The sequence below is a fragment of the Pseudomonas sivasensis genome (assembly GCF_013778505.1).
In the GTDB taxonomy this organism is placed as follows: domain Bacteria; phylum Pseudomonadota; class Gammaproteobacteria; order Pseudomonadales; family Pseudomonadaceae; genus Aquipseudomonas; species Aquipseudomonas sivasensis.
Genome location: NZ_JAAOWU010000011.1, coordinates 1 through 22,118 on the forward strand (window position 1 = coordinate 1; position 22,118 = coordinate 22,118).

The window sequence follows — 22,118 nt, forward strand, 5'->3', positions numbered from 1 at the left end:
CCCGATGGCGGTGTGTCAGTTTATGCAGCTGTGACTGACACACCGCCATCGGGAGCAAGCCCCCTCCCACATTTGGGCGGAGTTGGACCTGAGAACCCGGTCGGTTCTCAGGCCGCCACGCTCTTGCTTTTGATCTGAAATCGCCCCGTCAACCACGATGGCCGGCATTCCGGCCTTTACAAAAGTGACCCGTTGTAAGAGCGGAACCACTAGCCGCCGTGACCCAAATAACGGATATGTACCCCAAAAAAAACCGCAGATCTGAAGCAAGCCCTACCCCATTCAGGCCTTCACCAATCTCGAAGCCAGCGCCTTGGCCTGAAGCGCCACATCCGTCACCGCCGTGCTTTCCCACCACATCCCGCGCAATGGCGGGCCCATGGCAAACAGGCGTTCACTGACCTGCCCCTGGGCATCCAGCACTGCGCCGGACACATCCGCCGCAATCCCCAACGCCAACGGCCCAGGCCTGATCAACCCGCGTTTGAGCAACTGCTGCGGCAACGGCCGGGCCACGCGGCGCCAGTCGTATTCGATGCCGCTGGAGTTGATCAGCGCTGCCCCCGACACTTGGGTGATCGCCTGTTCGCCTCGATAACGCAAGCGAATGGTTACGCCCTCGCCCGAAGGCTCCAGCCCTTTGAAAGACGCCGCTTGAATCCGCAAGCGCCCTTCCTCATGCAGCCGCGCTACCAACTCTGCGCTCAATGGCGGCGAGCGGTGGTGATGGCTTTCCCACCAGGGCCGCACATGCCGCACGAACTGACGTTTCTCCCGCTCGCTGGCCTGGCTCCACAACCGGCCGATATGGGCACGCACGGTGTCCAGCGGCGACTGCCAATCGATGCCCTGCTCCAGCGCGATCCGGCATTGCCGACGCACTTCGCGCAGCAACTGCCGAGGGCTGCGAAGGCCATGGTCAGCGGCAAGAAAATCCTCCCAAGCCGGCGGTTGCCGGCGCACATGGGGCAACAAACCGTGGCGTGAGAAAACCTCGATAGGTCCGCGATGCCCGGCCTGTTTCAGGGACACCACCGCGTCGACCATGGTCAGCCCGGAACCGATGATCAGCACCCTGGACTGCGGGTCGAGTTGGGTCATGGCCTGCACATCCCACGGGTCCACCGCCGCGGCGTTCAAGCCGCTGGATTCGGTTTGTGGCGTGCGTGCCGCCGGGAACATGCCGGTGGCCAATACGGCAAACGCACCGCGCAGTTGCTGGCCGTTGTCGAGGGTCAGCAGGGTTGAATCCGCGTCCACTTGCAGGTCGACCACTTGCGCCCTGACATGCTCCACCGTGGAAGCCGACAACACCTTGGCCTCAGCCAACCGTTGCTGCGCATACAGGCCAAAAATCCCGCGCGGCGGGAACAGTTCGCTGATGGGCACGTGCTGCTGGTCCGACTCCGGCCAGCCGCCAGCGCCGATGTAGTCAGTGAGCCATTGAGTCAGGTCATCGGCATTGTCCGGGTCAACACTCATGCGTGCCGCGTTGCCGTTCAGGGTGTGGCCCAACTCCACAGCGCTATAGGCCTCGCCACGCCCAAGCTCGGCGCGCGGCTCGATCACCAGGATCCGACGCTGACCACCTAGACGCAGCAGTTGCACGGCCAGCATCGTCCCACTCAGGCCGCCGCCGACGATCAGTACATCAGCGTTGCGGATGGATTCACTCATGCAGGTTCGCCCTTACTGTTTACCCAGGTAAATATCATGCAAGTCACCCCGCGCCAGCAATTCAGCGGCGCTGCCGCTCAAGGCCACGCGCCCAGTATCCAGCACGTAACCCTGGGACGCATAGGTCAGCGCGACGTTGATGTTCTGCTCGGCGATCAGGAAGCTCACCTGCTGCTCGCGGTTGAGCTGCGCGATGATCTCGAAAATCTCCTGCACGATCATAGGCGCCAAACCCATGGATGGCTCGTCGAGCAGTACCAAAGTAGGACGAGTCATCAACGCACGGCCGATGGCGACCATCTGCTGCTCGCCGCCCGAGGTGAGCCCGGCGCGGGTGTGGCGCTTGGTCTTGAGCCGGGGGAACCAGGCGTAGATGCGCTCCAGGTCGTGCTCCATTTCCTTGCGGCTCAGGCGTCGCACAAAGCCGCCGCTGCGCAGGTTGTCTTCCACCGTCAGCTGGCCGAACACATGGCGCCCCTCCAGCACATGCACCATGCCCTGGCGCACGCGCTGGCTCGGGTCGACATCCGCCAGGTCCTTGCCTGCGTACTCGATAACACCTCGGCTGACCTCTGCGCGCTCGGCCCGCACCAGACCAGAGATGGCCTTGAGGGTGGTGCTCTTGCCGGCACCATTGGCACCGAGCAAAGCGACAATGGCGCCCTTGGGCACGCTCAGCGAGACCCCGGCCACCGCCAGGATTGCGCCGTCGTAGATCACTTCAATGTCATTGACCGTCAGCAGTGACGCGCTTTCGGCTTCAGTGGCTGGCTGACTCATGGCTTATTCACCCCCGGTGCAGGTGCGTGGCGTGAGGCCTTTTTCCTTGGCGAACGCGGCGGATTTTTCATCGATCAACGGGCGCAGCAGCGCACGGTCGGCAGCGATCCATTCGCTGACCAGCGTCCAGTTGGCGCCGTCCCATTGCTGCACCCGCGCAGAACCGCCGCCTTCATGGTCGCGGCATGACAGCTTGAGGTTCTGCATCAGGCCCAGGTAACCCATGGCCTTGAGGCGTGCGTCGTCGATATTCAGGTGTTCCAGGCCCCAGCGGCCTTCTTCACCATTGAGTGGACGCTTGCCGAACTTGGCCTGACCGGTGCGGATCGCCTCTACGGCCACGGCCGCGTTCACCAAGCCGGAGTTGTAGTACACGCTGCCGAAGTTTTTCAGGTCCTTGAGGTCGCTGTGGCCCTTGTCGAGGATGTATTGCTTGAGGCGTTTGTGGATCTCAAAATCGGCGCCGGCCGGGTATGGCGTCAGCGCCAGGTAGCCCTTGGCGGCAGCGCCAGCGGGCAATACGTCTTCGCTGGAACTGGCCCAGATGTCGCCGATGATATGGTCAACCGGGAAGCCGAAGCGCGCGGCGGTCTTCACCGCCACCGGCGTCGATACGCCCCAGGTGCGCAGGAACACCCAGTCCGGGTTGGCCTGGCGTACCTGACGCCATTGCGCGGACTGTTCATTGCCGGGGTCAGCCACCGGAATCTGGATATTTTCAAAGCCGTATTTCTCGGCCAGCAATTTCAGCGGGCCGAGGGTTTCGCGCCCATAGGCCGAGTCGTGGTAGACCGTGGCGATCTTCTTGCCCTTGAGTTTGTCGAAGCCGCCTTCGCGCTCGGCAATGTAGTTCACCAGGGTCGAGGCTTCGCTGTAGAAGGTCAGCATCACCGGGAAGTTATAAGGGAACACCGTGCCGTCGGTGGCTTCGGTGCGACCGTACCCGAGGGTGATCAGCGGGATCTTGTCCACCTCGGCCCGCTCGCTCAAGGCATACGCCGCCGGCGCGCCGTTGGGCTGATACACCGCGACCGGCGCGCCATCCAGGCCATTCTTGAAGCGCTCGTAGCACTCGATGCCCTTCTCTGCCGTCCACTCGGTCTCGCATTCCTGCCACACCAGTTTCACGCCATTAATGCCGCCTTCGACCTCGTTGATATAGCGCAGGTAGTCGATCATCCCGGCCCACACCTGCACGCCGCTGGACGCGTAGGCGCCCACCCGGTAAGTCGCCAGGGGGAAGAACTGCTGGTCGGCCGAGGCCATCGCCTGGGGCACGGCAGCGGACAACGCCGCCAACGCAAAGGCCGCACTGACCAGGGATCGTTTTAAGGATGCACGCATGGAAATTCTCTTCTATAGGTCAGAAACGTAGGGGCCACTGACGCAGCCGATCGCGAAGGTTGTGCAACAGGCGAATCAAGCCCTCGGGTTCCTTGATCAGGAACACGATGATCAACACGCCAAAAATGATTTTCTGCAGATTCTGCAACTGCCCCGCGTCCACCGCGCCGCCGAACAGCGCTTGCCCCGCGTGGCTGAGAAAGATCGGCAGCAAGCTGATAAACGCCGCGCCCACGAAGTTGCCGGCGATGCTGCCCATGCCACCGATAATGATGATGAACAGGATCTGGAAGGAGCGATTGATATCGAAGCTGCTGGCGCTGGCCGTGCCCAGGTAGGCAAACGCCCACAGCGCGCCGGCGATGCCGAGGTAAAACGAGCTGACCGCAAACGCCAGGCGCTTGTAGCGCACCACCGGGATGCCGACCACGGCGGCAGCGGTGTCCATGTCGCGGATCGCCATCCAGTTGCGCCCCACTTGGCTGCGCACCAGGTTGACGGCGGTCCAGGTCAACAGCAGCACCGTGACCAGCGTCAGCCAGTAGCGGCCCAGCGGCGTATTAAGGTCATGGCCGAACAGCGCCAGTTTCGGCGCCGAGATAGTCCCGGACGATCCGTAGTTGTAGAACCACGGGAATTTGACGAACAGCCATTCCAAGAAAAACTGCGCGGCCAATGTGGTGACCATCAGGTAGAAGCCTTTGATCCGCGAGCTGGGCAACCCGAACAACAGGCCGACCAAGGCGCTGATAATCCCGCCGCCCAGCAATGCCAGCGGCAATCCCAGCTCCGGCAAGCGCAGCAGAAATCCGTAGGTCGCGAAGGCGCCGACCGCCATGAAGCCGGCCGCGCCCACCGAGGTTTGCCCGGTGTAGCCGGTCAGCAGGTTCAAACCCAACCCGGCCAGCGACAGCACTAGAAACGGGATCAGGATCGCATTGAGCCAATAGTCATTGCCCCACAGCGGCACCACGATAAACGCCAACGCCAGCAGGCCGAGCAGGCCCCAGGGGACACGTCGCGGGACCAGCAACAACGGCGCGGTTTCTTGAGCAACAGGGATCGACATGGTTTCAGACTCGCTCAATAGCGCGCTCGCCGAACAGACCGGCGGGACGGATATACAGGAAGGCCAAGGCCAAGACATAGGCGAACCACGGCGTGATGCCGCCGCCGATCAGCGGGCCGATATACACCTCGGCCAGGTTTTCCGCCGCGCCGACAATCAGCCCGCCGACAATCGCGCCACCAATCGAGGTAAAGCCGCCGATGATCAACACCGGCAATGCCTTGAGCACCACCAGCGACAGCGAAAACTGCACCCCCTGGCGCGCGCCCCACAACAGCCCGGCCACCAGCCCGACAATGCCGGCCACCGCCCAGACGATCTGCCAGATGCGGTTGAGGTTGATGCCGATGGACAGCGCTGCTGTGGTGTCATCCGCCACTGCGCGCAACGACACACCGATGCGGGTCTTGTTGAACAGCAGCGCGAGCACCGTCACCAGCACCACGGCAGCCGCTGCGGCGATCAGGTCGAACTGGCTGAGCATCAGCGGGCCGACAAACAGCGGCACGTCGTCGATGCCCAAGTCCAGGGCGCGCACTTGCGCCCCCATCAAGCCCTGGGCCAGGCCTTCGATAATGAATGACAAGCCGAGGGTGGCCATGAACAGGGTGATCTGAGAGCGGTTCACCAGCGGGCGCAGCACCAGGCGCTCGATGAGCAACGCGCCGACGATCATCACGATCACCGTCAGCAGCAACGCGAGGGCAAACGGCACGCCCTGGTCATGCAGGCTGACAAAGGTCAACGCCGCAAAAAGCAACATCGCGCCCTGAGCAAAATTGAACACACCGCTGGCTTTGTAGATCAGCACGAAGCCGATGGCGACGAGTGAATACATCGTGCCGGCGAGCAGGCCGCCGAGCAGGGTTTCGAAGAAAAAGGTCATCAGTGTACGGCTCCCAGGTAGGCAGCGATCACCTCGGGATTCGCCTGTACTTGCGCCGGCGTGCCGTCGCCGACCTTGCGCCCGTAGTCAAGCACCACCACGTGGTCGGACAGTCCCATCACCACGCCCATGTCGTGTTCGATCAACACCACGGTGGTGCCGAGGTCGCGGTTCACGTCAGCGACGAAGCGCGCCATGTCCTGTTTCTCTTCTGCGTTCATCCCGGCCATGGGTTCGTCGAGCAGCAACAGGCTTGGTCCGGCGATCAGTGCACGGCCCAACTCCACACGTTTTTGCAGGCCGTAGGACAGGTTGCCCACCAGCACATCGCGGTGTGCTTGCAGCTCAAGGAACTCAAGAATGCCTTGGCCCCGCTGGCGAAAGGCCGCGGCCTCGCGGCGCGCGCGTGGCAAGCCGAGGGCCTGCTCGATAAAGCTGCTGCGCATGTGCCGCGACAGGCCGGTGAGAAGGTTGTCGAGCACGCTCATTTTTTTGAACAGCGCGTTGTTCTGGAAGGTGCGGCCAATGCCTCGGCGCGCGGCGCCCAAGGGGTCGATGCGGTGGAAATGTTGCTGTTCGAAGACGATCTCGCCGGCGTCAAAGCGATACACGCCATTGAGCACATTGAGCAACGAACTTTTACCGGCGCCGTTAGGGCCGATCAACGCGCAAATCTCGCCGCGCTGCACGTCAAAAGACAAGGCATTGATGGCCTTGACCCCTTTGAATGACAGCGAGATATCGCGCACCTGAAGAATAGCGTCGCTCATGCGATATCCCGTTTGAGTTCAGCCAGCCACACGGGCTCGGCAGTGGATTTGAGAGGCTGCCAGATAGAGGCCAGGCGCTGAAAACCCAGCAGTTTGCGTACACGGTTCTTCAGTAAACGGCGCAGTCCGCTTTGAGGATGGGCGATGGCCCAGTCGCACAGGCGTCGGCGCCAGGTGCCGCGGGGTGCAAGGCGGCTTTCGATTTCATCGGCCAAGTGCCGCAAACGCTCCGGCGACAGCAGCAAGCCGGTGGGCGCCACTTCACTGCGATCGCGCTGCGCCGAGGCCAGGCTTTCCGGGAAGGCCAGGCCGTGGCCGCTGCTCAGCCATTGCTCCAGCAGCACCGCCAGACCGCCTTGCCAATGGGTGCCCTCCTCGCTCCACAGTGCGGTTTCGCCGGAGGGTTGCCACCAGCGCTGCAAATGCTGCGCAGGCTCGACCGGGCCGAGCAATTGGGCGAAATCCAACCGCTGGGTGAACGTCCAATCGCGCTGACGACCTTGAGCGTAGGCGTGGCTGGGATGCATACGCCACAGGTGTTGCTCCAGGGCCTGCGGCTCAAGGTCATCGGCCAGCGTCAGCACTTGCGCGCCGACGGAATGGGCCGCCAACGCCAGCAACAGCAGGTTCGGCTCAAAGGCGCCGCTGAGCACCAAGCGAGACTGTTCACTTAAACCTTGCTGGCGCAAACCATCGGCCAGGCGCTCGACGTCGCGCAGGGTGTCAATCCAGCGCCAGGCATACCACTGGCCCTGGCGCTTGTGGCGCAGAGCGATGTGCAACGGCGTGAGTTGTGCCCAGCGTTGCAGGTGTTCCAGGAGGGCCTTGGGTTCGAGCACGCTCATAGGTGTTTGCTCCTAGTGGAGGGTGTGCGTGCGGTGGTCCGCTGGCTTGATTATTTGGATCGACACAGGACAACTGTGGGAGGGGCGGTGCGACAATTCGACTTGCTCCCGATGGCGGTGGGTCAGTTAGACCGCCTTTGACTGAGCCACCGCTATCCGCGGCAAGCCCCCTCCCACATTGGATTTATGTGCATTCGATAGATCGCGATAGCTGGCGCCCGGGTGGTTGGCTCCCAGTCGCGCACCGTCGCCAAACAACTTCTCGCGCAACGTGCCTTCGGCGTATTCGGTCTTGTACACCCCACGCTTCTGCAACTCCGGCACCAGCCATTCCACGGCGTCGATAAAGGTTTCGTGGGTCAGCGCATAGGCCAGGTTGAAGCCGTCGACGTCGGTCTCTTCGACCCATTCCTGCAACAGGTCTGCCACCGTCTCCGGACCGCCGACAAACAGCGGACCGAAGCCACCGATGCCGACCCAGTCCGCCAGTTCATTCGGCGTCCAGACTTTATTCGGATCGGCCGTGGAGAAGGCTTCCACCGCCGATTGAATGGCGTTGGTGTGCACATGCTTGAGCGGCTCATCCGGTTTGAACTGGCTGAAGTCGATGCCGGTCCAGCCGGAGATCAGCGCCATCGCGCCTTCGTAGCTCACATAGGATTTGTAGTCGTCAAACTTGGCTTTAGCCTTGGCGTCCGTTTCGTCGACGATCACCGTCTGCAAATTGAAGATCAGGATTTTCTTCGGATCACGCCCGGCCTCGGCCGCACGACGGCGGATGTCGGCAACGGTTTTTTTCAGCAGCACCTTGGACGGCGCGGCGACGAACACGCATTCGGCCTGCTCGGCGGCAAACTGCTTGCCACGGCTGGACGCGCCGGCCTGGTACAGCACAGGCGTGCGCTGCGGCGACGGCTCGCACAGGTGAATGCCGGGCACCTGGAAGTGTTTGCCGACGTGTCGGATCTCGTGGATTTTGCTCGGATCACTGAAAATCCGCCGCTCGCGGTCGCGCAGTACCGCGCCCTCCTCCCAACTGCCTTCCCAAAGCTTGTAGCAAACCTCCAGGTATTCCTCGGCGTAGTCGTAGCGTGCGTCGTGTTCGGTCTGGGCTTTCTGGCCGAGGTTCTTGGCGCCGCTTTCCAGGTAGGAAGTGACGATATTCCAGCCGATACGGCCCTTGGTCAGATGGTCCAGGGTCGACAGCCGACGCGCGAATGGATAGGGATGCTCAAACGACAACGAAGCGGTGAGACCAAAGCCCAGGTGCTCGGTGACCAACGCCATCGGCGCGATCAGCGACAACGGGTCGTTGACCGGCACTTGGGTGGCCTGGCGAATCGCCGCATCACCGTTGCCGTTGTACACATCGTAGATGCCCAGCACGTCGGCTATAAACAGGCCGTCGAACTTGCCACGCTCCAGAATTTTCGCCAGATCGGTCCAGTATTCCAGGTCCTTGTACTGCCACGAACGGTCACGGGGGTGCGCCCACAGGCCGGGAGATTGGTGGCCGACGCAGTTCATGTCGAAAGCGTTCAAGCGGATTTCACGGGACATCACAGCACTCCGTTGAGGTGGTAGTTGCCGACAATCTGGTATTTGTTGCGCAACGGATCATCCAGGGTCGACGGCAGCGCGGTGCGTTGCCCGGTCAGTTCAAATTCCGCGTTACTGGCGGCGATGAGGGCTTCGGCGGCGGCGATTTGCGCCTCGGTGGCGGCCACCGGGCTCGGGTGGGTTTCGGCGCGTTCGAGCAAGGCAGCGGCCACATCCACACGGATCTGCAAGTCGCCGAAGCGGCTGATCACATAGGGGTCAGCGCTTTTTTCGACATGGCGGCGGGTGCTGTCCAGCAGTTGGCGCGCGAGATTCAAGGCAGTCATGGGTCAGGTTCCTCAGTTCCAGGCGTGGCGCGCAGGTTTCACGCCGTTGAGCACGAAGTTGCCGATCAGGTGGTATTTCCAGCGGGCCGGGTCGTGCAGGGTGTGGGTGCGCGCGTTGCGCCAGAAGCGGTCGAGGTTGTGCTTGGCCGTGACCGAACGGGTGCCGGCCAGTTCGAAGAGTTTGCTGCTGGCGAGCAAGGCGGTTTCGGCGGACAGCACCTTGGCTTGGGCGACGATCAGCGAGGCGTTGGCCACGGTGTCTTCGTTCGGTTGCGCCAAGGCTTGGTCAACCGCGATGCCGGCCTTGGCGAGGATCGCTTCGGTGCCGTGCACGCGCCATTCCAGATCGCCGATGGCGGCGATGGTGAACGGGTCCTGCCAGCCGTGATCCTGCTGGCTGTCGATCCAGGGACGGGCCTGGCGCGCGAAAATTTTTGCCTGTTCAAGGGCGCCTAGGGCAATGCCGGTATCCACCGCTGCCTGGATGATTTGCGAAATCGGCCCATCAGCCGTGGGTTGGTCAAACGCCAGGTGGGCGGGGATCACCGCGCTCAAGGGCACAGTCACGCCGTCGAGGGTCACGCCGCCGCTGGCGGTGGTGCGCTGTCCGAAGCCGTCCCAGTTGTCGATCACGGTCAGGCCTGGCGCGTTGCGCTCGACAAAACCAATGAACGCCTGGCCCTTTTCGTTATTGCCCACCGTGGGCACGATATGGGCGAACAGTGCGCCGGTGCAGTAGAACTTTTCACCGTTGATTTGCGCGCTATCACCGTGAAACCGGATTTGGGTGTCAAAGGTGCCGGCGTTTTTGCTCTTGGCCTCGGAGAAAGCATTGCCGAAGCGGTAGCCCGCCAACACCTTGCCGAAGTAATAGCGCTTCTGCTCCTCGGTGGCGGTTTGCAGGAGGATGTCGACGACACCCAGATGGTTCTGCGGGATTTGCCCCAAGGACGGGTCTGCCGCGGAGATCAATTTGATCACTTCGGCCACGGTGACATAAGACACACCGGCGCCACCGTAGGCCTTGGGAACAGTGATGCCCCACAGGCCGCTGGCGGAGAACTCGTCGAGTTCGTCTACCGGTAAGCGACGGTCGCGGTCGCGCACGCTGGCATCGACGGCGAAGCGTTCGGCCAGGCGCGTGGCGACCTCGATGGCCTCCGCGTCCGAGCGGATGATATGGGCAGGGTGTTGAGGGTGGGCTGACATGGGCCGACTCCAGGCTCCAGGGATATGCAGGAGCTACAGCAGGAGTCGTGCCACATGAAAAATAACTTTAAAAACAATGAGTTAAATTAAAATCTCGCAAAGAACGGGAGCGCTGTCATACAGCAAACTGTCTAGTCACTGTTCACCTGCAAACAGTAACGTATGGAACACGCTCTATGCAGGGGTGCGAGGAGCCCCTTCGACAATGTACTTACCAAGGTCCGATTTATAAGGCGGCGAAAGCCCTTCCACCTCAAAACTCACATAAACGAGGGACGTGAAAAAAACCGGTTTTCCAGTCCACGCGGGAATTTCCAAGGTTTCTACCGATTTAACTTCAACCCTGAAGTAACTGGTGCCATTCCCCTCAATCTTCCCAATGATTGTTTGACCTATGCTCATGCCAACGAACGGTTTGATAACCAATTTGAGCACTTCAGTCTCCACATCAGCATATTGGACGACACCGCCCTGTGATGGCTCCAGGGATGGTGCAGGGTTCACCAGCACGGGGGTTTGTTCGTCTTTCATGGTCCATCCTCCAGTGATTGATTAAATCACGGCCAACCAACCACTTCCGGGCAGTGATGCCATAAACCTATGCCCGGCACATGAGACAAACAAGCTGTGAAACTTGACAGGTGCTCATCAGCATCCTTGTAGACAAAACCGCTAAATCACCACGTTGCGCACAAAGCGCACGGCGACCTCGCCATCGTTGCGATAGGCGTGGGGTTGGTGACTGGCGAACATGAAGAATTCGCCGGCGCCGATGGTGTTTTCCTGGTCGCCCACGACCAGCGTCAAGCTACCCTCAAACACAAACAGCTGCTCGCTCCAGCCTTCCAGGTCGGGGTCCGGGCAATAGCGATCACCGGGTTCGAGGCGCCACTCCCACAATTCAACCTCGCGCCGCGCGGTGGCCTTGGCCAGCAATACCGCCTTGCTCCCGGCAATTTCACCGGCCCAGGCCAGTTCGTTGATGCGGCTGTGATCGCGTACGTCCGGAGCCTGGATCAGGTCGCTGAAGGCTACGTCCAATGCTTCGGCCACGCGGTCCAAAGTGGACAAACTGACGTTTTTCTCGCCTGCTTCAATGGCCACCAGCATGCGCCGGCTGACCCCGGACTTTTCCGAGAGCGCGGTCTGGCTCAGGTCGGCGGCGTGGCGCAGGCGACGAACGTTTTGGCTGACGTGCTGCAGGACCGAGGCCCGTTGTGGATTTTCTTTGTGCACTATATTGCTCAATAGGTGGGTGTGCGCAGTATACTGCCCAGCGTGCGGCGCATTGTGCGGTCCGTACCTTTCCCTGTGCAAGACCGAGCCGCCATGACCACCACCAAAAACCCTTCGCGTTTCAACCGCTTCAGCAAAGCCGAATGCATTCTGGTGTTTATCACCATGATCTGGGGCGGCACCTTTTTATTGGTGCAGCACGCTATGACGGTGAGCGGTCCGATGTTTTTCGTGGGTCTGCGCTTTGCGGCTGCGGCCATCGTGGTGGGTTTCTTCTCGTTGCGCACGCTGCGCGACCTGACCTTGTTTGAATTGAAGGCCGGGGTGTTTATCGGTGTGGCGATCATGTTTGGCTACGGCTTGCAGACCATCGGCCTACAGACGATCCTGAGCAGCCAGTCGGCGTTTATCACCGCGCTCTACGTGCCGTTCGTGCCGTTGTTGCAATGGTTGGTACTCGGCCGTCGCCCTGGGTTAATGCCGAGCATCGGCATCATGCTCGCGTTTGCCGGGTTGATGCTGCTGACCGGGCCTGCGGGGGCTTCGCTGAATTTCAGCCCAGGTGAAATCGCGACCTTGATCGGTGCCATTGCGATTGCGGCGGAAATCATCTTGATCAGCGCATTTGCCGGTCAGGTGGATGTGCGCCGGGTGACGGTGGTGCAATTGGCCACAGCCTCACTCCTATCGTTTTTGATGGTGGTGCCGATGGGCGAGGCGCTGCCGGGGTTTTCGTGGTTGCTGCTGTTCAGCGCCGTGGGCTTGGGCTTGACCAGCGCGGTAATCCAGGTCGCGATGAACTGGGCGCAACAGAGCGTTTCACCGACGCGAGCCACGTTGATCTACGCCGGCGAGCCGGTGTGGGCCGGTGTGGTGGGGCGGATTGCCGGCGAGCGGTTCCCGCCGATTGCGATGCTGGGGGCGGTGTTGATCGTGGTGGCAGTGATTGTCAGCGAATTAAAGACGAAGGGGCAGAAAGCGCTCGCGTTGGCTGAAGAGCTGGAGCAAGAGCGTCAGAATTGAGGTTCGTGTTTTGGAGTTGCCTTGCAGCCCGGCAAGAGCATACGCCCTCGCCACAGGGGTAATTCCAGCCTAATGAAACAATGCCAAATGGGAAGTTTCAGCCTACCTTGTAGGATCCTGCCACATCTTGCCGTTTGGTGATCATCAAAGCGGCACGTATGATGCATCCCAAACTCCCGCAGATTAGAAGCCTATGTCCCTGATAGTTCTACTGCTTCTGCCATTCATTGGCAGCTGTCTAGCGGCCTTGCTGCCGCACAATGCACGTAACACCGAATCCCTGTTGGCCGGCCTTGTGGCCCTGGTCGGCACCATTCAAGTCGCCCTGCTCTACCCCCAGATCGCCCACGGTGGCGTGATCCGCGAAGAATTCATGTGGTTACCCAGCCTTGGGCTGAACTTCGTGTTGCGCATGGATGGGTTTGCCTGGCTGTTCTCGATGCTGGTGCTCGGCATCGGCGCGCTGGTGGCGCTGTATGCGCGCTACTACATGTCGCCGGACGATCCGGTGCCACGTTTCTTCGCGTTTTTCCTGGCTTTTATGGGCGCGATGCTCGGGCTGGTGATCTCCGGCAACTTGATTCAAATCGTATTTTTCTGGGAACTGACCAGCCTGTTCTCGTTCCTGTTGATCGGTTATTGGCACCATCGCGCCGATGCGCGACGCGGCGCCTACATGGCGTTGATGGTCACCGGTGCAGGCGGTTTGTGCCTGTTGGCAGGCGTGATGTTGCTGGGGCATATCGTCGGCAGCTATGACCTGGACCTGGTGCTGGCGGCGGGCGATCAGATTCGCGCGCACGCGCTGTACCCGGTCATGCTGGCCTTGGTGCTGATCGGCGCCTTGAGCAAAAGCGCGCAGTTCCCGTTCCACTTCTGGCTGCCCCACGCCATGGCGGCACCGACCCCGGTGTCTGCCTATCTGCACTCGGCGACGATGGTGAAGGCCGGCGTGTTCCTGCTGGCCCGCCTGTGGCCCTCGCTGTCGGGCAGCGAAGAATGGTTCTGGATCGTCGGCGGTGCCGGCGCCCTCACCCTCCTCCTCGGCGCTTACTGCGCCATGTTCCAGAATGATCTCAAAGGCCTGCTGGCCTACTCCACCATCAGCCACCTCGGGCTGATCACCTTATTGCTGGGCCTCAACAGCCCGCTGGCGGCCGTCGCGGCGGTGTTCCACATCCTCAACCACGCCACCTTCAAAGCCTCGCTGTTCATGGCGGCGGGCATCATCGACCACGAAAGCGGCACTCGCGACATCCGCAAGCTCAGCGGCCTGGTGCGCCTGATCCCGTTCACCGCGACCCTGGCGATGGTGGCGAGCGCATCCATGGCCGGCGTGCCATTGCTCAATGGATTCCTGTCCAAAGAGATGTTCTTCGCCGAAACCGTGTTTATCTCGGCCACTCAGTGGGTGGAAATCGCCCTGCCGATGATCGCAACCATCGCCGGCACCTTCAGCGTGGCCTATGCGCTGCGTTTTACGGTCGATGTGTTCTTCGGTCCGCCTGCCAAAGACCTGCCCCACACACCCCACGAGCCACCACGCTGGATGCGTGCCCCCGTCGAGTTGCTGGTATTCACCTGCCTGCTGGTGGGCATTTTCCCGGCCCAGGTGGTCGGCTCGATCCTCGCCGCTGCGGCACTGCCGGTGGTCGGCGGTGTACTGCCGGAGTACAGCCTGGCCATTTGGCACGGCTGGAACGCACCGATGATCATGAGCCTGGTGGCCATGACCGGTGGCGTGGTGCTCTACCTGATGCTGCGCAAGCAGCTCAAGCTCGGCCGTTTCAAGTACCCGCCGGTCATCAGCTACTTCAACGGCAAGCGCGGCTTTGAGCGCAGCCTGGTGGTGATGATGCGCGGCGTGCGCAAAATCGAAAAACGCATCAGCACCAAGCGCCTGCAGACCCAGTTGTTCCTGCTGGTGATCGTCGCAGTGATCGGCGCCATGATCCCGATGTTCAACAGCGGCCTCAGTTGGGGCGACCGGCCGAAGATCCCCGGCTCCATCGTGTTCGTGACCCTGTGGCTGCTGGCAATTGCCTGCGCCCTGGGCGCCGCCTGGCAAGCCAAATACCACCGGCTGGCGGCACTGACCATGGTCAGCGTGTGCGGCCTGATGACGTGCATCACCTTCGTATGGTTCTCCGCGCCCGACCTGGCATTGACTCAACTGGTGGTCGAAGTGGTCACCACCGTGCTCATCCTGCTCGGCCTGCGCTGGCTGCCACGGCGGATCGAAGAAGTCTCGCCACTGCCCAGCTCGCTACGCAAGGCGCGCATTCGCCGCCTGCGTGACTTCCTGCTGTCTACCGTGGTCGGTGGCGGCATGGCGCTGCTGTCCTACGCGATGCTGACGCGCCAGACGCCCAACGATATTTCCTCGTTCTACCTGAGCCGCGCCCTTCCCGAAGGCGGCGGCAGCAACGTGGTAAACGTGATGTTGGTGGACTTCCGTGGCTTCGACACCCTCGGCGAAATCACCGTGCTAGGCGCCGTGGCGCTGACGGTGTACGCCCTGCTGCGGCGCTTCCGCCCGTCCAAGGAAAGCATGCAGCTGCCTGCACAACAGCGCCAACTGGCGCCGGACGTGGCGACCGACCTGGTCAACCCGCGCCAGGCCAGCGATACCGCCCTGGGCTATATGATGGTGCCGGCAGTGCTGGTACGCCTGCTGCTGCCGATTGCCCTCGTAGTGTCGTTCTACCTGTTTATGCGCGGCCACAATCAACCGGGCGGCGGTTTTGTCGCCGGCTTGGTGATGTCGGTGGCGTTTATCCTGCAATACATGGTGGCCGGTACGCAGTGGGTCGAGGCACAAATGAGCCTGCGGCCAATGCGCTGGATGGGCTTCGGCCTGTTCTCGGCAACGCTGACCGGGATCGGCGCGTTGTTTGTCGGCTACCCGTTCCTCACCACGCACACCTGGCATTTCAGCCTGCCGCTGCTGGGCGATATTCATGTCGCCAGCGCGCTGTTCTTCGACGTCGGCGTATACGCCATGGTCGTCGGCTCGACCTTGCTGATGCTCACTGCCCTCGGTCACCAGTCGGTGCGCGCGCATAAACCGAGTAACCAGGCCAAAGTAGTCGCCGCAACAGAAGGAGCCGCCTGATGGAAGAAGTCATCGCAATTGCCATTGGGGTCCTGGCGGCCTCCGGCGTCTGGTTGATACTGCGGCCACGGACGTTTCAGGTGGTGATGGGCCTGTGCTTGTTGTCGTACGGGGTCAACCTGTTCATTTTCAGCATGGGCAGCCTGTTTATCGGTAAAGAGCCGATCATCAAGGACGGCGTGCCGCAAGACCTGCTCAACTACACCGATCCCCTGCCCCAGGCACTGGTGCTGACGGCCATCGTGATCAGCTTCGCCATGACCGCACTGTTCCTGGTGGTGCTGCTGGCGTCACGGGGCCTGACCGGCACGGACCATGTGGACGGCCGGGAGCCCAAGGAATGAACTGGGTCAACCAACTGATCGTCGCCCCCATCCTGCTGCCGTTGCTCACCGCAGCGCTGATGCTGATGCTCGGCGAAAAACGCCGCCCGCTCAAAGCCAAGATCAATCTGTTCTCCAGCGTCATCGGCCTCGGCATCGCGATCCTGCTGTTGTACTGGACGCAAAAAGGTGGCCCCGGCTCGATTGGCGTCTACCTGCCGGGCAACTGGCAGGTGCCATTCGGCATCGTGCTGGTGGTGGATCAACTCTCGGCATTGATGCTGGTGCTCACTGGGATTATCGGCGTGAGCGCGCTGTTGTTCGCCATGGCCCGCTGGGACCGTGCCGGTACCAGCTTCCATGCGCTGTTCCAGATCCAGATGATGGGCCTTTACGGCGCGTTCCTCACGGCGGACCTGTTCAACCTGTTCGTGTTCTTCGAGGTGCTGCTGGCCGCGTCCTACGGTTTGATGCTGCACGGCTCGGGCCGCGCGCGGGTGTCGTCGGGCCTGCATTACATTGCGATCAACCTGCTGGCGTCGTCGCTGTTCCTGATTGGCGCGGCGATGATCTACGGCGTTACCGGTACGCTGAATTTTGCTGATCTGGCACTGAAAATCCCGCTGGTACCGGAGGCCGATCGTGGCCTGTTGCATGCCGGTGCGGCGATCCTCGCCACCGCGTTTTTGGCCAAGGCCGGCATGTGGCCGCTGAACTTCTGGCTCGCGCCCGCTTACTCCTCGGCCAGCGCGCCGGTGGCGGCGATGTTCGCGATAATGACCAAAGTCGGCGTGTACACCGTGCTGCGCCTGTGGACGCTGCTGTTCTCCGGCCAGGCCGGCGCTTCGGCGTTGTTTGGTGGCGACTGGCTGGTGTACGGCGGCATGGCAACCATCGTCTTCGCTGGGCTAGCAATGGTGGCGGCGCAACGCCTGGAGCGCATGGCGAGCCTGAGCATCCTGGTGTCGGCCGGCATCCTGCTGTCGTCGGTGGGTTTCGCCCAGCCGAGCCTGACCGCTGGGGCGCTGTTCTATCTGGTCAGCTCGACCCTGGCGTTGAGTGCGCTGTTCCTGCTGGCCGAATTGATCGAGCGTTCGCGCTCGGCCAATGACCTGCCGTTGGATGAAGAAATCGATGCATTGCCCAAGGCCATGGAGTCGTTGCACCCGCGTCCAGGGGTCAACCTGGATGACGAGCAGAAAGCCGTAGTCGGCCAGGTGATCCCCTGGACCATGGCGTTCCTGGGCTTGAGTTTTGTCGCCTGCGCACTGCTGATCATCGGCATGCCGCCGCTGTCCGGGTTTATCGGCAAGCTCAGCTTGCTGAGTGCGCTGGTCAATCCACTGGGCCTGGGTAGCGGCCAGGAAGGCCCGATTCGCCCTGCGGCCTGGGGCCTGATGGCATTGCTGATCCTGTCCGGACTGGCCTCGCTGATCGCCTTCGCCCGTCTGGGTGTCCAGCGTTTCTGGACCCCGGAGGAGCGTCCATCGCCCTTGCTGCGCCGCTACGAATGCGTGCCGATTTTCTTCCTGCTGGGCCTGAGCATCCTGCTGACCTTCAAGGCCGAGCCGCTGATGCGCTACACCCAGGCCACCGCCCAAAGCCTGAACAACCCGGAAAGCTACGTGATGGCGGTCATGGCCACGCGACCAGTGCTCAGCCCTGAAGCCAAGACGGCCGCTCTGGAGGTGCAACCATGAAGCGTCTGCTCCCTGCCCCGTGGTTGTCCCTGGCATTGTGGGTGCTGTGGCTGGTGCTGAACCTCTCCGTCAGCCCTGGCCATCTGCTGCTAGGTGCTGCGCTGGGGGTGCTCGCCCCACTGCTGATGGCGCCGTTGCGCCCGCTGCCGATCCGTATCCGCCGACCTGGCGTAATCATCCGCCTGTTCTTCCTGGTGGGCCGCGATGTGATCGTCTCCAACCTGCAAGTGGCCTGGGCTGTGCTGACATGCGGCTCGCGCCCACCGCGTTCGCGCTTCATCAAGATCCCCCTGGACTTGCGTGACGCCAACGGCCTTGCCGCCCTGTCGATGATCACCACCGTAGTGCCCGGCACCATCTGGTCGGAACTGGCGCTGGATCGCAGCATCCTGCTGCTGCACGTCTTCGATCTGGAGGACGAAGTGGCCTTCATCGAACATTTCAAAAGCGCGTACGAGCGGCCATTGATGGAGATCTTCGAATGAGCGCCCTGCTCTCCAATGCAATCCTGTTCAGCCTGTTCCTGTTCTCCCTGGCCATGGTGCTGACGCTGATCCGCCTGTTCAAAGGCCCTTCAGCTCAAGACCGGGTACTGGCGCTGGACTATCTGTACATCCTGGCGATGCTGATGATGCTGGTGCTCGGTATTCGTTATGCCAGTGACACCTACTTTGAAGCGGCGCTGTTGATTGCGTTGTTTGGCTTTGTGGGCTCGTTTGCCCTGGCGAAATTCCTGCTGCGCGGGGAGGTGATTGAATGATGCCGTTCTGGATGGAAATCGTGGTCGCGGTGCTGCTGGTGTTGAGCAGTGTGTTTGCGCTGATCGGCGCGATCGGTTTGCTGCGCATGAAGGACTTCTTCCAGCGCATGCACCCGCCTGCCCTGGCCTCGACGTTGGGAGCCTGGTGTGTAGCGTTGGCGTCGATCGTGTATTTTTCGGTACTCAAGTCCGGGCCGGTGCTGCACGGGTGGTTGATTCCGATTTTGCTGTCGATCACCGTGCCGGTGACCACGTTGCTGCTGGCCCGTACGGCACTGTTTCGCAAGCGCATGGCCGGTGATGACGTGCCGGCCGAAGTCAGCAGCCGCCGCGCCGATAAAACACCGTAGCTCCGGCACTTTATCAGCGCTAGCTCGCGAAGCTCGTCAACGATAACGCAGCACTTCATGCTGAATCGTGGCGCACTCAGGGTTTCGCGAGCAAACTTCGCTCCAACAGTGATTGAAGGTCCGCCCGCCTCAGGGCGTGCAAGGACTCAAGCGCCGCCACGGCTTGGCTGAACCGCTCAATACAAAGTTCAGGTCAGGCCGATTATTCTGCGTCCAGTGGGCGACCTCGTAGTTGTAACCGTCATAGGACACCTTCTCGTTGGGCGTCGCGTAGGCCTTGCTCGCCACCCAGGCCGGCGCGCAGTTACCGGCTTGTTGGGCTGTGACGTTAACCGTATGACTTGCACTGGCGCTGCGATTGTCGACATCGGTCACCATGAGGTTGATGATGCGTGGGCCAGCCGTGGCAGGCGCGGTAAGGATCGGACCGATCCCGGAGGAAGACGCCGGCGAAAACTCATTCGCCGTCCATGCATAACGCAGGTTGCCGCCACTCGACCCCGCGCCCGACAGAGTCAGCGTCTTGCCTGCCTCCACGGAAATCGGACCGCTGATTATCGCCTGCGGTGCAGGGCTATCCACTGGCTTGGGCTCTATCACGACGTCCTTGGACAGCGAAGTCGGATTGGGGGAACCGGTGCGGTAAACCAGCACCGTAACCCTGCCGGTCGTACTTTGCGTGACCTCGGGCGCCTTCGCCACGATATTCGGGGCGCTCACATTCTGGTAAGCAAACGCCGGCGAAAACGCCCAGCTATAGCCGCGAACATCCCGCAGATCATTGACGACGGCGGTAAAGACAGCCACCTCACCGGACATCAGCGTCTGCGGCCCCTCTACCCTGTCGGGTTCGGGCGTGGGCTCATCGGACTCGACCTGAATGCTGCGCGTGACGGTATTACTGCGGTTCTCGCTGTTGGTCACCGTCAGCGATACCAGGAAACTGCCCGCTTTCTCAGGCGCTTTGAAATCAGGTGCCACTGCGGATGAACTGGATGGCTCAAAATCAGCGGCATTCCACCGATATGTCATCTTGGCCGACGAATGGGGGATCTCTGAACTGGACCCATCCAACTGAAAGGTTTGAGCGCTTTTTATCGACGAAGGTCCCTGGATTTTGGCATAGGGGTCAGTGTCTACGGGTTGCCTGCGCCTGACGACAACGGAGGTCTCCAGTGTCACGGTATCGGCCGGAAGGCTGATTTTTTCAGGATAAGGATCGTTCTCGGTGCCCGGTAACTTCATCAGCGGCGTGACACTGACACTGAACGTAAAGGGCGTACTGACAGAGGGCGTGGGGGCAACGATGCGCAAACTCTTCTGCGTCACGCCGATGGGCTGGGTCCACCCGTCCGGCACGGTCCAGCGATATTGAAATTCGGGGTCCTCTGCGCCTTCGTGGGAGATGTCGGCCGTCAATTCCACCCAGGTCCCTCCGTTAGCGGAAGAGGCGCCAATGATTTCCCCTTTGATCCGCACCGAGGGAAGGACTTTCAGCGTCTCACTCCGGGTGTTCGCCATCTTGCCGTCAGTAATCTGCACCTCGACCGGGTACTCCATGAATTGCGGCGCCGCTGGAGCCTCAATCAACGCGTAACGCCCGTTGACCTGCGGGTTGAGTTCAACAGGGATCTTCCAACGATACGTAAACGGCGCTCCGCCTGCATTAGGCACACTCGTCGATCCCGCCTCCACCGTCAGGGGAGCGCGACTGTTGCGGTAAGAGGACACTATGGGTTCACGTCTCTCCCCGGTTTTTATCTTCATGACAACTGACGGGGCAAAAACAAGCGGCACGTCGTTACCCAGGTACGCATGCAGCACACTGCGAATCTGCCGCTCGTTGACCGCCCCCCAACCAGCCTCGTGACTTTTCACGCCATAACGTCCACCGCCCATGATGCCTTGGGGTACGGGGCCGTACGTACAGTCTTTGTGGATGGTGTAAAGGCCTAACGTGCCAGCTTCAACCGCATTTTCTTCGGTTGGCAAAGGCGTTTGCGGACTGATCAGATCGCCCCACTTGATTTTTTCCCTGTCAGTCTGACGGGTGATATTCGGCGCCGCAGGCTCGACATCGAAGCACGTCTCGCCGGCGCCATAGGACGCATACTCATCCGACAACCCGAACAACGCATGACCGATTTCATGGGGAATCGATGTGATGGCCAGCGGCGTATTGGCAGACGGTTTAAAGATATAAATCCTATTGGTACTGGCGAGGCCGCCGACGCCGTTCTGATGGTAAGTGAACTTTGAAAGTTTAATCGAGACGTCATAGATGCCGTGCCCCAATTGATTACTGTGCCGCATGATCGTTTCAATATTCTTGGTATCCGGCTCACCCGATACCGGCGAAACATGGTCAAAGCGTAAAAAACCCACTTTATCTTTAATCGCATCGAAAACAGTATCACCCATAATAATGTCAATGGCGGCCTGAGTGTCGTCACGAAAGGCCTGCATATCGTCTTGGGCATAACCATCGCCGACAATGGCAAACACCAGCGGTTTTCTCTGGGTGCTACCGTCCGGATTAAGCATGACCACCTTGTCGCTGTCGATATCGCCTAGGACACCACGCAAAGGTGCTCGCTTCGCCAAGCGTTCGATGGCCTGGCGATCGAGTTCCAGTAACGGCTTACGCATCGCTGTGCCATCGAGTGAGTCAACCGCCTTGAGGTCAATACGAAAGATCTTGATCCTGGACACTTGGCTGTCGTAAGGAAGTAATACTTCTTCAGTGCCTTCTACAGCAGATTCCGCACTGACACTTGATATTGCACCTGTTATCTCATTAAAAACTTCGCCGCGACGATAACGACTGTCATTAATGGTGCTGCTATAAAGCGTATTGCCATTGGCGTCCACAGTAATAACTTTCCATCCCCGCTCAACATCGGCATGTTCCGCCAAAATCGCCGGAGGCACCTTGTAATTACCGAGGGAAACTTCAGCAACATCTAGCGCATCGTGCTGACTTTGCAGTTGCATCCACACACTTTGAGCTTGGGAGATCGGCATCCACACCAGTAGCGCCAATACAGTTAATATCTTATTCATTCCAATATCCTTCGTACCGGTGAGGAGATCAAAATTCTTTAAGAGATAAAACTGTTTCGCCGCACACTACGCTAACGTTCTC

Annotated in this window: 20 protein-coding genes; 7 read left to right on the forward strand and 13 right to left on the reverse strand. The window is 60.8% G+C overall.

Annotated elements, in window-relative coordinates; genetic code table 11:
- Window positions 1-282: 282 nt before the first annotated feature.
- The 12 genes from G9Q84_RS18195 to G9Q84_RS18250 form a co-directional block, all read right to left on the reverse strand.
- Window positions 283-1,677: an FAD/NAD(P)-binding protein gene (locus tag G9Q84_RS18195; protein WP_181643821.1), complete on the reverse strand. Its 1,395-nt coding sequence runs from the start codon at window positions 1,675-1,677 to the stop codon at window positions 283-285.
- 12 nt (window positions 1,678-1,689) lie between these two features.
- Window positions 1,690-2,457, reverse strand: a complete 768-nt coding sequence (locus G9Q84_RS18200) for an ABC transporter ATP-binding protein (protein ID WP_032889754.1) — start codon at window positions 2,455-2,457, stop codon at window positions 1,690-1,692.
- A 3-nt stretch (window positions 2,458-2,460) separates the two neighbouring features.
- A complete protein-coding gene (locus G9Q84_RS18205; RefSeq protein WP_181643822.1) occupies window positions 2,461-3,801 on the reverse strand; it encodes an ABC transporter substrate-binding protein in 1,341 nt (446 codons plus the stop codon).
- Window positions 3,802-3,820: 19 nt separating this feature from the next.
- Window positions 3,821-4,870: a branched-chain amino acid ABC transporter permease gene (locus G9Q84_RS18210; protein WP_181639988.1), complete on the reverse strand. Its 1,050-nt coding sequence runs from the start codon at window positions 4,868-4,870 to the stop codon at window positions 3,821-3,823.
- 4 nt (window positions 4,871-4,874) lie between these two features.
- A complete protein-coding gene (locus tag G9Q84_RS18215) occupies window positions 4,875-5,756 on the reverse strand; it encodes a branched-chain amino acid ABC transporter permease (protein WP_032889760.1) in 882 nt (293 codons plus the stop codon).
- Window positions 5,756-6,526: an ABC transporter ATP-binding protein gene (locus G9Q84_RS18220; protein ID WP_032889762.1), complete on the reverse strand. Its 771-nt coding sequence runs from the start codon at window positions 6,524-6,526 to the stop codon at window positions 5,756-5,758. Before G9Q84_RS18220 ends, G9Q84_RS18215 begins: the two co-directional genes overlap by 1 nt.
- On the reverse strand, window positions 6,523-7,371 hold the full coding sequence (locus G9Q84_RS18225; protein ID WP_181643823.1) for an acyl-CoA synthetase family protein: 849 nt from the start codon (window positions 7,369-7,371) through the stop codon (window positions 6,523-6,525). Before G9Q84_RS18225 ends, G9Q84_RS18220 begins: the two co-directional genes overlap by 4 nt.
- A gap of 126 nt (window positions 7,372-7,497) precedes the next feature.
- Window positions 7,498-8,931: an LLM class flavin-dependent oxidoreductase gene (locus tag G9Q84_RS18230; RefSeq protein WP_181643824.1), complete on the reverse strand. Its 1,434-nt coding sequence runs from the start codon at window positions 8,929-8,931 to the stop codon at window positions 7,498-7,500.
- Complete coding sequence (locus G9Q84_RS18235; protein ID WP_032889767.1) at window positions 8,931-9,257, reverse strand: acyl-CoA dehydrogenase; 327 nt, start codon at window positions 9,255-9,257, stop codon at window positions 8,931-8,933. The genes G9Q84_RS18230 and G9Q84_RS18235 overlap by 1 nt, the downstream gene beginning before the upstream one ends.
- Before the next feature lie 12 nt (window positions 9,258-9,269).
- Window positions 9,270-10,466, reverse strand: coding sequence for an SfnB family sulfur acquisition oxidoreductase (locus tag G9Q84_RS18240; protein WP_179178786.1), 1,197 nt, complete (start codon window positions 10,464-10,466; stop codon window positions 9,270-9,272).
- Between the two features lie 174 nt (window positions 10,467-10,640).
- Window positions 10,641-10,997, reverse strand: coding sequence for a hypothetical protein (locus G9Q84_RS18245; RefSeq protein WP_181643825.1), 357 nt, complete (start codon window positions 10,995-10,997; stop codon window positions 10,641-10,643).
- A 141-nt stretch (window positions 10,998-11,138) separates the two neighbouring features.
- Complete coding sequence (locus tag G9Q84_RS18250; protein WP_095184420.1) at window positions 11,139-11,702, reverse strand: helix-turn-helix domain-containing protein; 564 nt, start codon at window positions 11,700-11,702, stop codon at window positions 11,139-11,141.
- A 93-nt stretch (window positions 11,703-11,795) separates the two neighbouring features.
- On the opposite strand from G9Q84_RS18250, the gene G9Q84_RS18255 reads away from it, so the two are divergent.
- The 7 genes from G9Q84_RS18255 to G9Q84_RS18285 all read left to right on the forward strand — a co-directional run bounded on the left by G9Q84_RS18255 (window position 11,796) and on the right by G9Q84_RS18285 (window position 18,973).
- Complete coding sequence (locus tag G9Q84_RS18255; protein WP_181643826.1) at window positions 11,796-12,725, forward strand: DMT family transporter; 930 nt, start codon at window positions 11,796-11,798, stop codon at window positions 12,723-12,725.
- A gap of 193 nt (window positions 12,726-12,918) precedes the next feature.
- Complete coding sequence (locus G9Q84_RS18260; protein WP_181643827.1) at window positions 12,919-15,840, forward strand: monovalent cation/H+ antiporter subunit A; 2,922 nt, start codon at window positions 12,919-12,921, stop codon at window positions 15,838-15,840.
- On the forward strand, window positions 15,840-16,184 hold the full coding sequence (locus tag G9Q84_RS18265; protein ID WP_003192163.1) for a Na+/H+ antiporter subunit C: 345 nt from the start codon (window positions 15,840-15,842) through the stop codon (window positions 16,182-16,184). Before G9Q84_RS18260 ends, G9Q84_RS18265 begins: the two co-directional genes overlap by 1 nt.
- Entirely contained in the window at window positions 16,181-17,863 is a 1,683-nt protein-coding gene (locus tag G9Q84_RS18270) for a monovalent cation/H+ antiporter subunit D (protein ID WP_032889777.1), read from the forward strand. Before G9Q84_RS18265 ends, G9Q84_RS18270 begins: the two co-directional genes overlap by 4 nt.
- Window positions 17,860-18,348, forward strand: coding sequence for a Na+/H+ antiporter subunit E (locus G9Q84_RS18275; RefSeq protein ID WP_032889779.1), 489 nt, complete (start codon window positions 17,860-17,862; stop codon window positions 18,346-18,348). The genes G9Q84_RS18270 and G9Q84_RS18275 overlap by 4 nt, the downstream gene beginning before the upstream one ends.
- Window positions 18,345-18,623 (forward strand): K+/H+ antiporter subunit F, encoded by a 279-nt coding sequence (locus tag G9Q84_RS18280; RefSeq protein ID WP_005789171.1) that lies wholly within the window; start codon window positions 18,345-18,347, stop codon window positions 18,621-18,623. Before G9Q84_RS18275 ends, G9Q84_RS18280 begins: the two co-directional genes overlap by 4 nt.
- Complete coding sequence (locus tag G9Q84_RS18285; RefSeq protein WP_032889780.1) at window positions 18,620-18,973, forward strand: Na+/H+ antiporter subunit G; 354 nt, start codon at window positions 18,620-18,622, stop codon at window positions 18,971-18,973. Before G9Q84_RS18280 ends, G9Q84_RS18285 begins: the two co-directional genes overlap by 4 nt.
- Window positions 18,974-19,102: 129 nt before the next feature.
- Here the strand turns inward: G9Q84_RS18285 and G9Q84_RS18290 are convergent, their stop codons facing one another.
- Window positions 19,103-22,036, reverse strand: coding sequence for a M64 family metallopeptidase (locus tag G9Q84_RS18290; RefSeq protein ID WP_181643828.1), 2,934 nt, complete (start codon window positions 22,034-22,036; stop codon window positions 19,103-19,105).
- Window positions 22,037-22,118: the final 82 nt, after the last annotated feature.

What these genes read in the sequence shown, in the direction of transcription:
- G9Q84_RS18195 (WP_181643821.1), bottom strand. Translation starts at nt 1,677, where the DNA reads ATGAGTGAATCCATCCGCAACGCTGATGTACTGATCGTCGGCGGCGGC.
- G9Q84_RS18200 (WP_032889754.1), bottom strand. Translation starts at nt 2,457, where the DNA reads ATGAGTCAGCCAGCCACTGAAGCCGAAAGCGCGTCACTGCTGACGGTC.
- G9Q84_RS18205 (WP_181643822.1), bottom strand. Translation starts at nt 3,801, where the DNA reads ATGCGTGCATCCTTAAAACGATCCCTGGTCAGTGCGGCCTTTGCGTTG.
- G9Q84_RS18210 (WP_181639988.1), bottom strand. Translation starts at nt 4,870, where the DNA reads ATGTCGATCCCTGTTGCTCAAGAAACCGCGCCGTTGTTGCTGGTCCCG.
- G9Q84_RS18215 (WP_032889760.1), bottom strand. Translation starts at nt 5,756, where the DNA reads ATGACCTTTTTCTTCGAAACCCTGCTCGGCGGCCTGCTCGCCGGCACG.
- G9Q84_RS18220 (WP_032889762.1), bottom strand. Translation starts at nt 6,526, where the DNA reads ATGAGCGACGCTATTCTTCAGGTGCGCGATATCTCGCTGTCATTCAAA.
- G9Q84_RS18225 (WP_181643823.1), bottom strand. Translation starts at nt 7,371, where the DNA reads ATGAGCGTGCTCGAACCCAAGGCCCTCCTGGAACACCTGCAACGCTGG.
- G9Q84_RS18230 (WP_181643824.1), bottom strand. Translation starts at nt 8,931, where the DNA reads ATGTCCCGTGAAATCCGCTTGAACGCTTTCGACATGAACTGCGTCGGC.
- G9Q84_RS18235 (WP_032889767.1), bottom strand. Translation starts at nt 9,257, where the DNA reads ATGACTGCCTTGAATCTCGCGCGCCAACTGCTGGACAGCACCCGCCGC.
- G9Q84_RS18240 (WP_179178786.1), bottom strand. Translation starts at nt 10,466, where the DNA reads ATGTCAGCCCACCCTCAACACCCTGCCCATATCATCCGCTCGGACGCG.
- G9Q84_RS18245 (WP_181643825.1), bottom strand. Translation starts at nt 10,997, where the DNA reads ATGAAAGACGAACAAACCCCCGTGCTGGTGAACCCTGCACCATCCCTG.
- G9Q84_RS18255 (WP_181643826.1), top strand. Translation starts at nt 11,796, where the DNA reads ATGACCACCACCAAAAACCCTTCGCGTTTCAACCGCTTCAGCAAAGCC.
- G9Q84_RS18260 (WP_181643827.1), top strand. Translation starts at nt 12,919, where the DNA reads ATGTCCCTGATAGTTCTACTGCTTCTGCCATTCATTGGCAGCTGTCTA.
- G9Q84_RS18265 (WP_003192163.1), top strand. Translation starts at nt 15,840, where the DNA reads ATGGAAGAAGTCATCGCAATTGCCATTGGGGTCCTGGCGGCCTCCGGC.
- G9Q84_RS18270 (WP_032889777.1), top strand. Translation starts at nt 16,181, where the DNA reads ATGAACTGGGTCAACCAACTGATCGTCGCCCCCATCCTGCTGCCGTTG.
- G9Q84_RS18275 (WP_032889779.1), top strand. Translation starts at nt 17,860, where the DNA reads ATGAAGCGTCTGCTCCCTGCCCCGTGGTTGTCCCTGGCATTGTGGGTG.
- G9Q84_RS18280 (WP_005789171.1), top strand. Translation starts at nt 18,345, where the DNA reads ATGAGCGCCCTGCTCTCCAATGCAATCCTGTTCAGCCTGTTCCTGTTC.
- G9Q84_RS18285 (WP_032889780.1), top strand. Translation starts at nt 18,620, where the DNA reads ATGATGCCGTTCTGGATGGAAATCGTGGTCGCGGTGCTGCTGGTGTTG.
- G9Q84_RS18290 (WP_181643828.1), bottom strand. Translation starts at nt 22,036, where the DNA reads ATGAATAAGATATTAACTGTATTGGCGCTACTGGTGTGGATGCCGATC.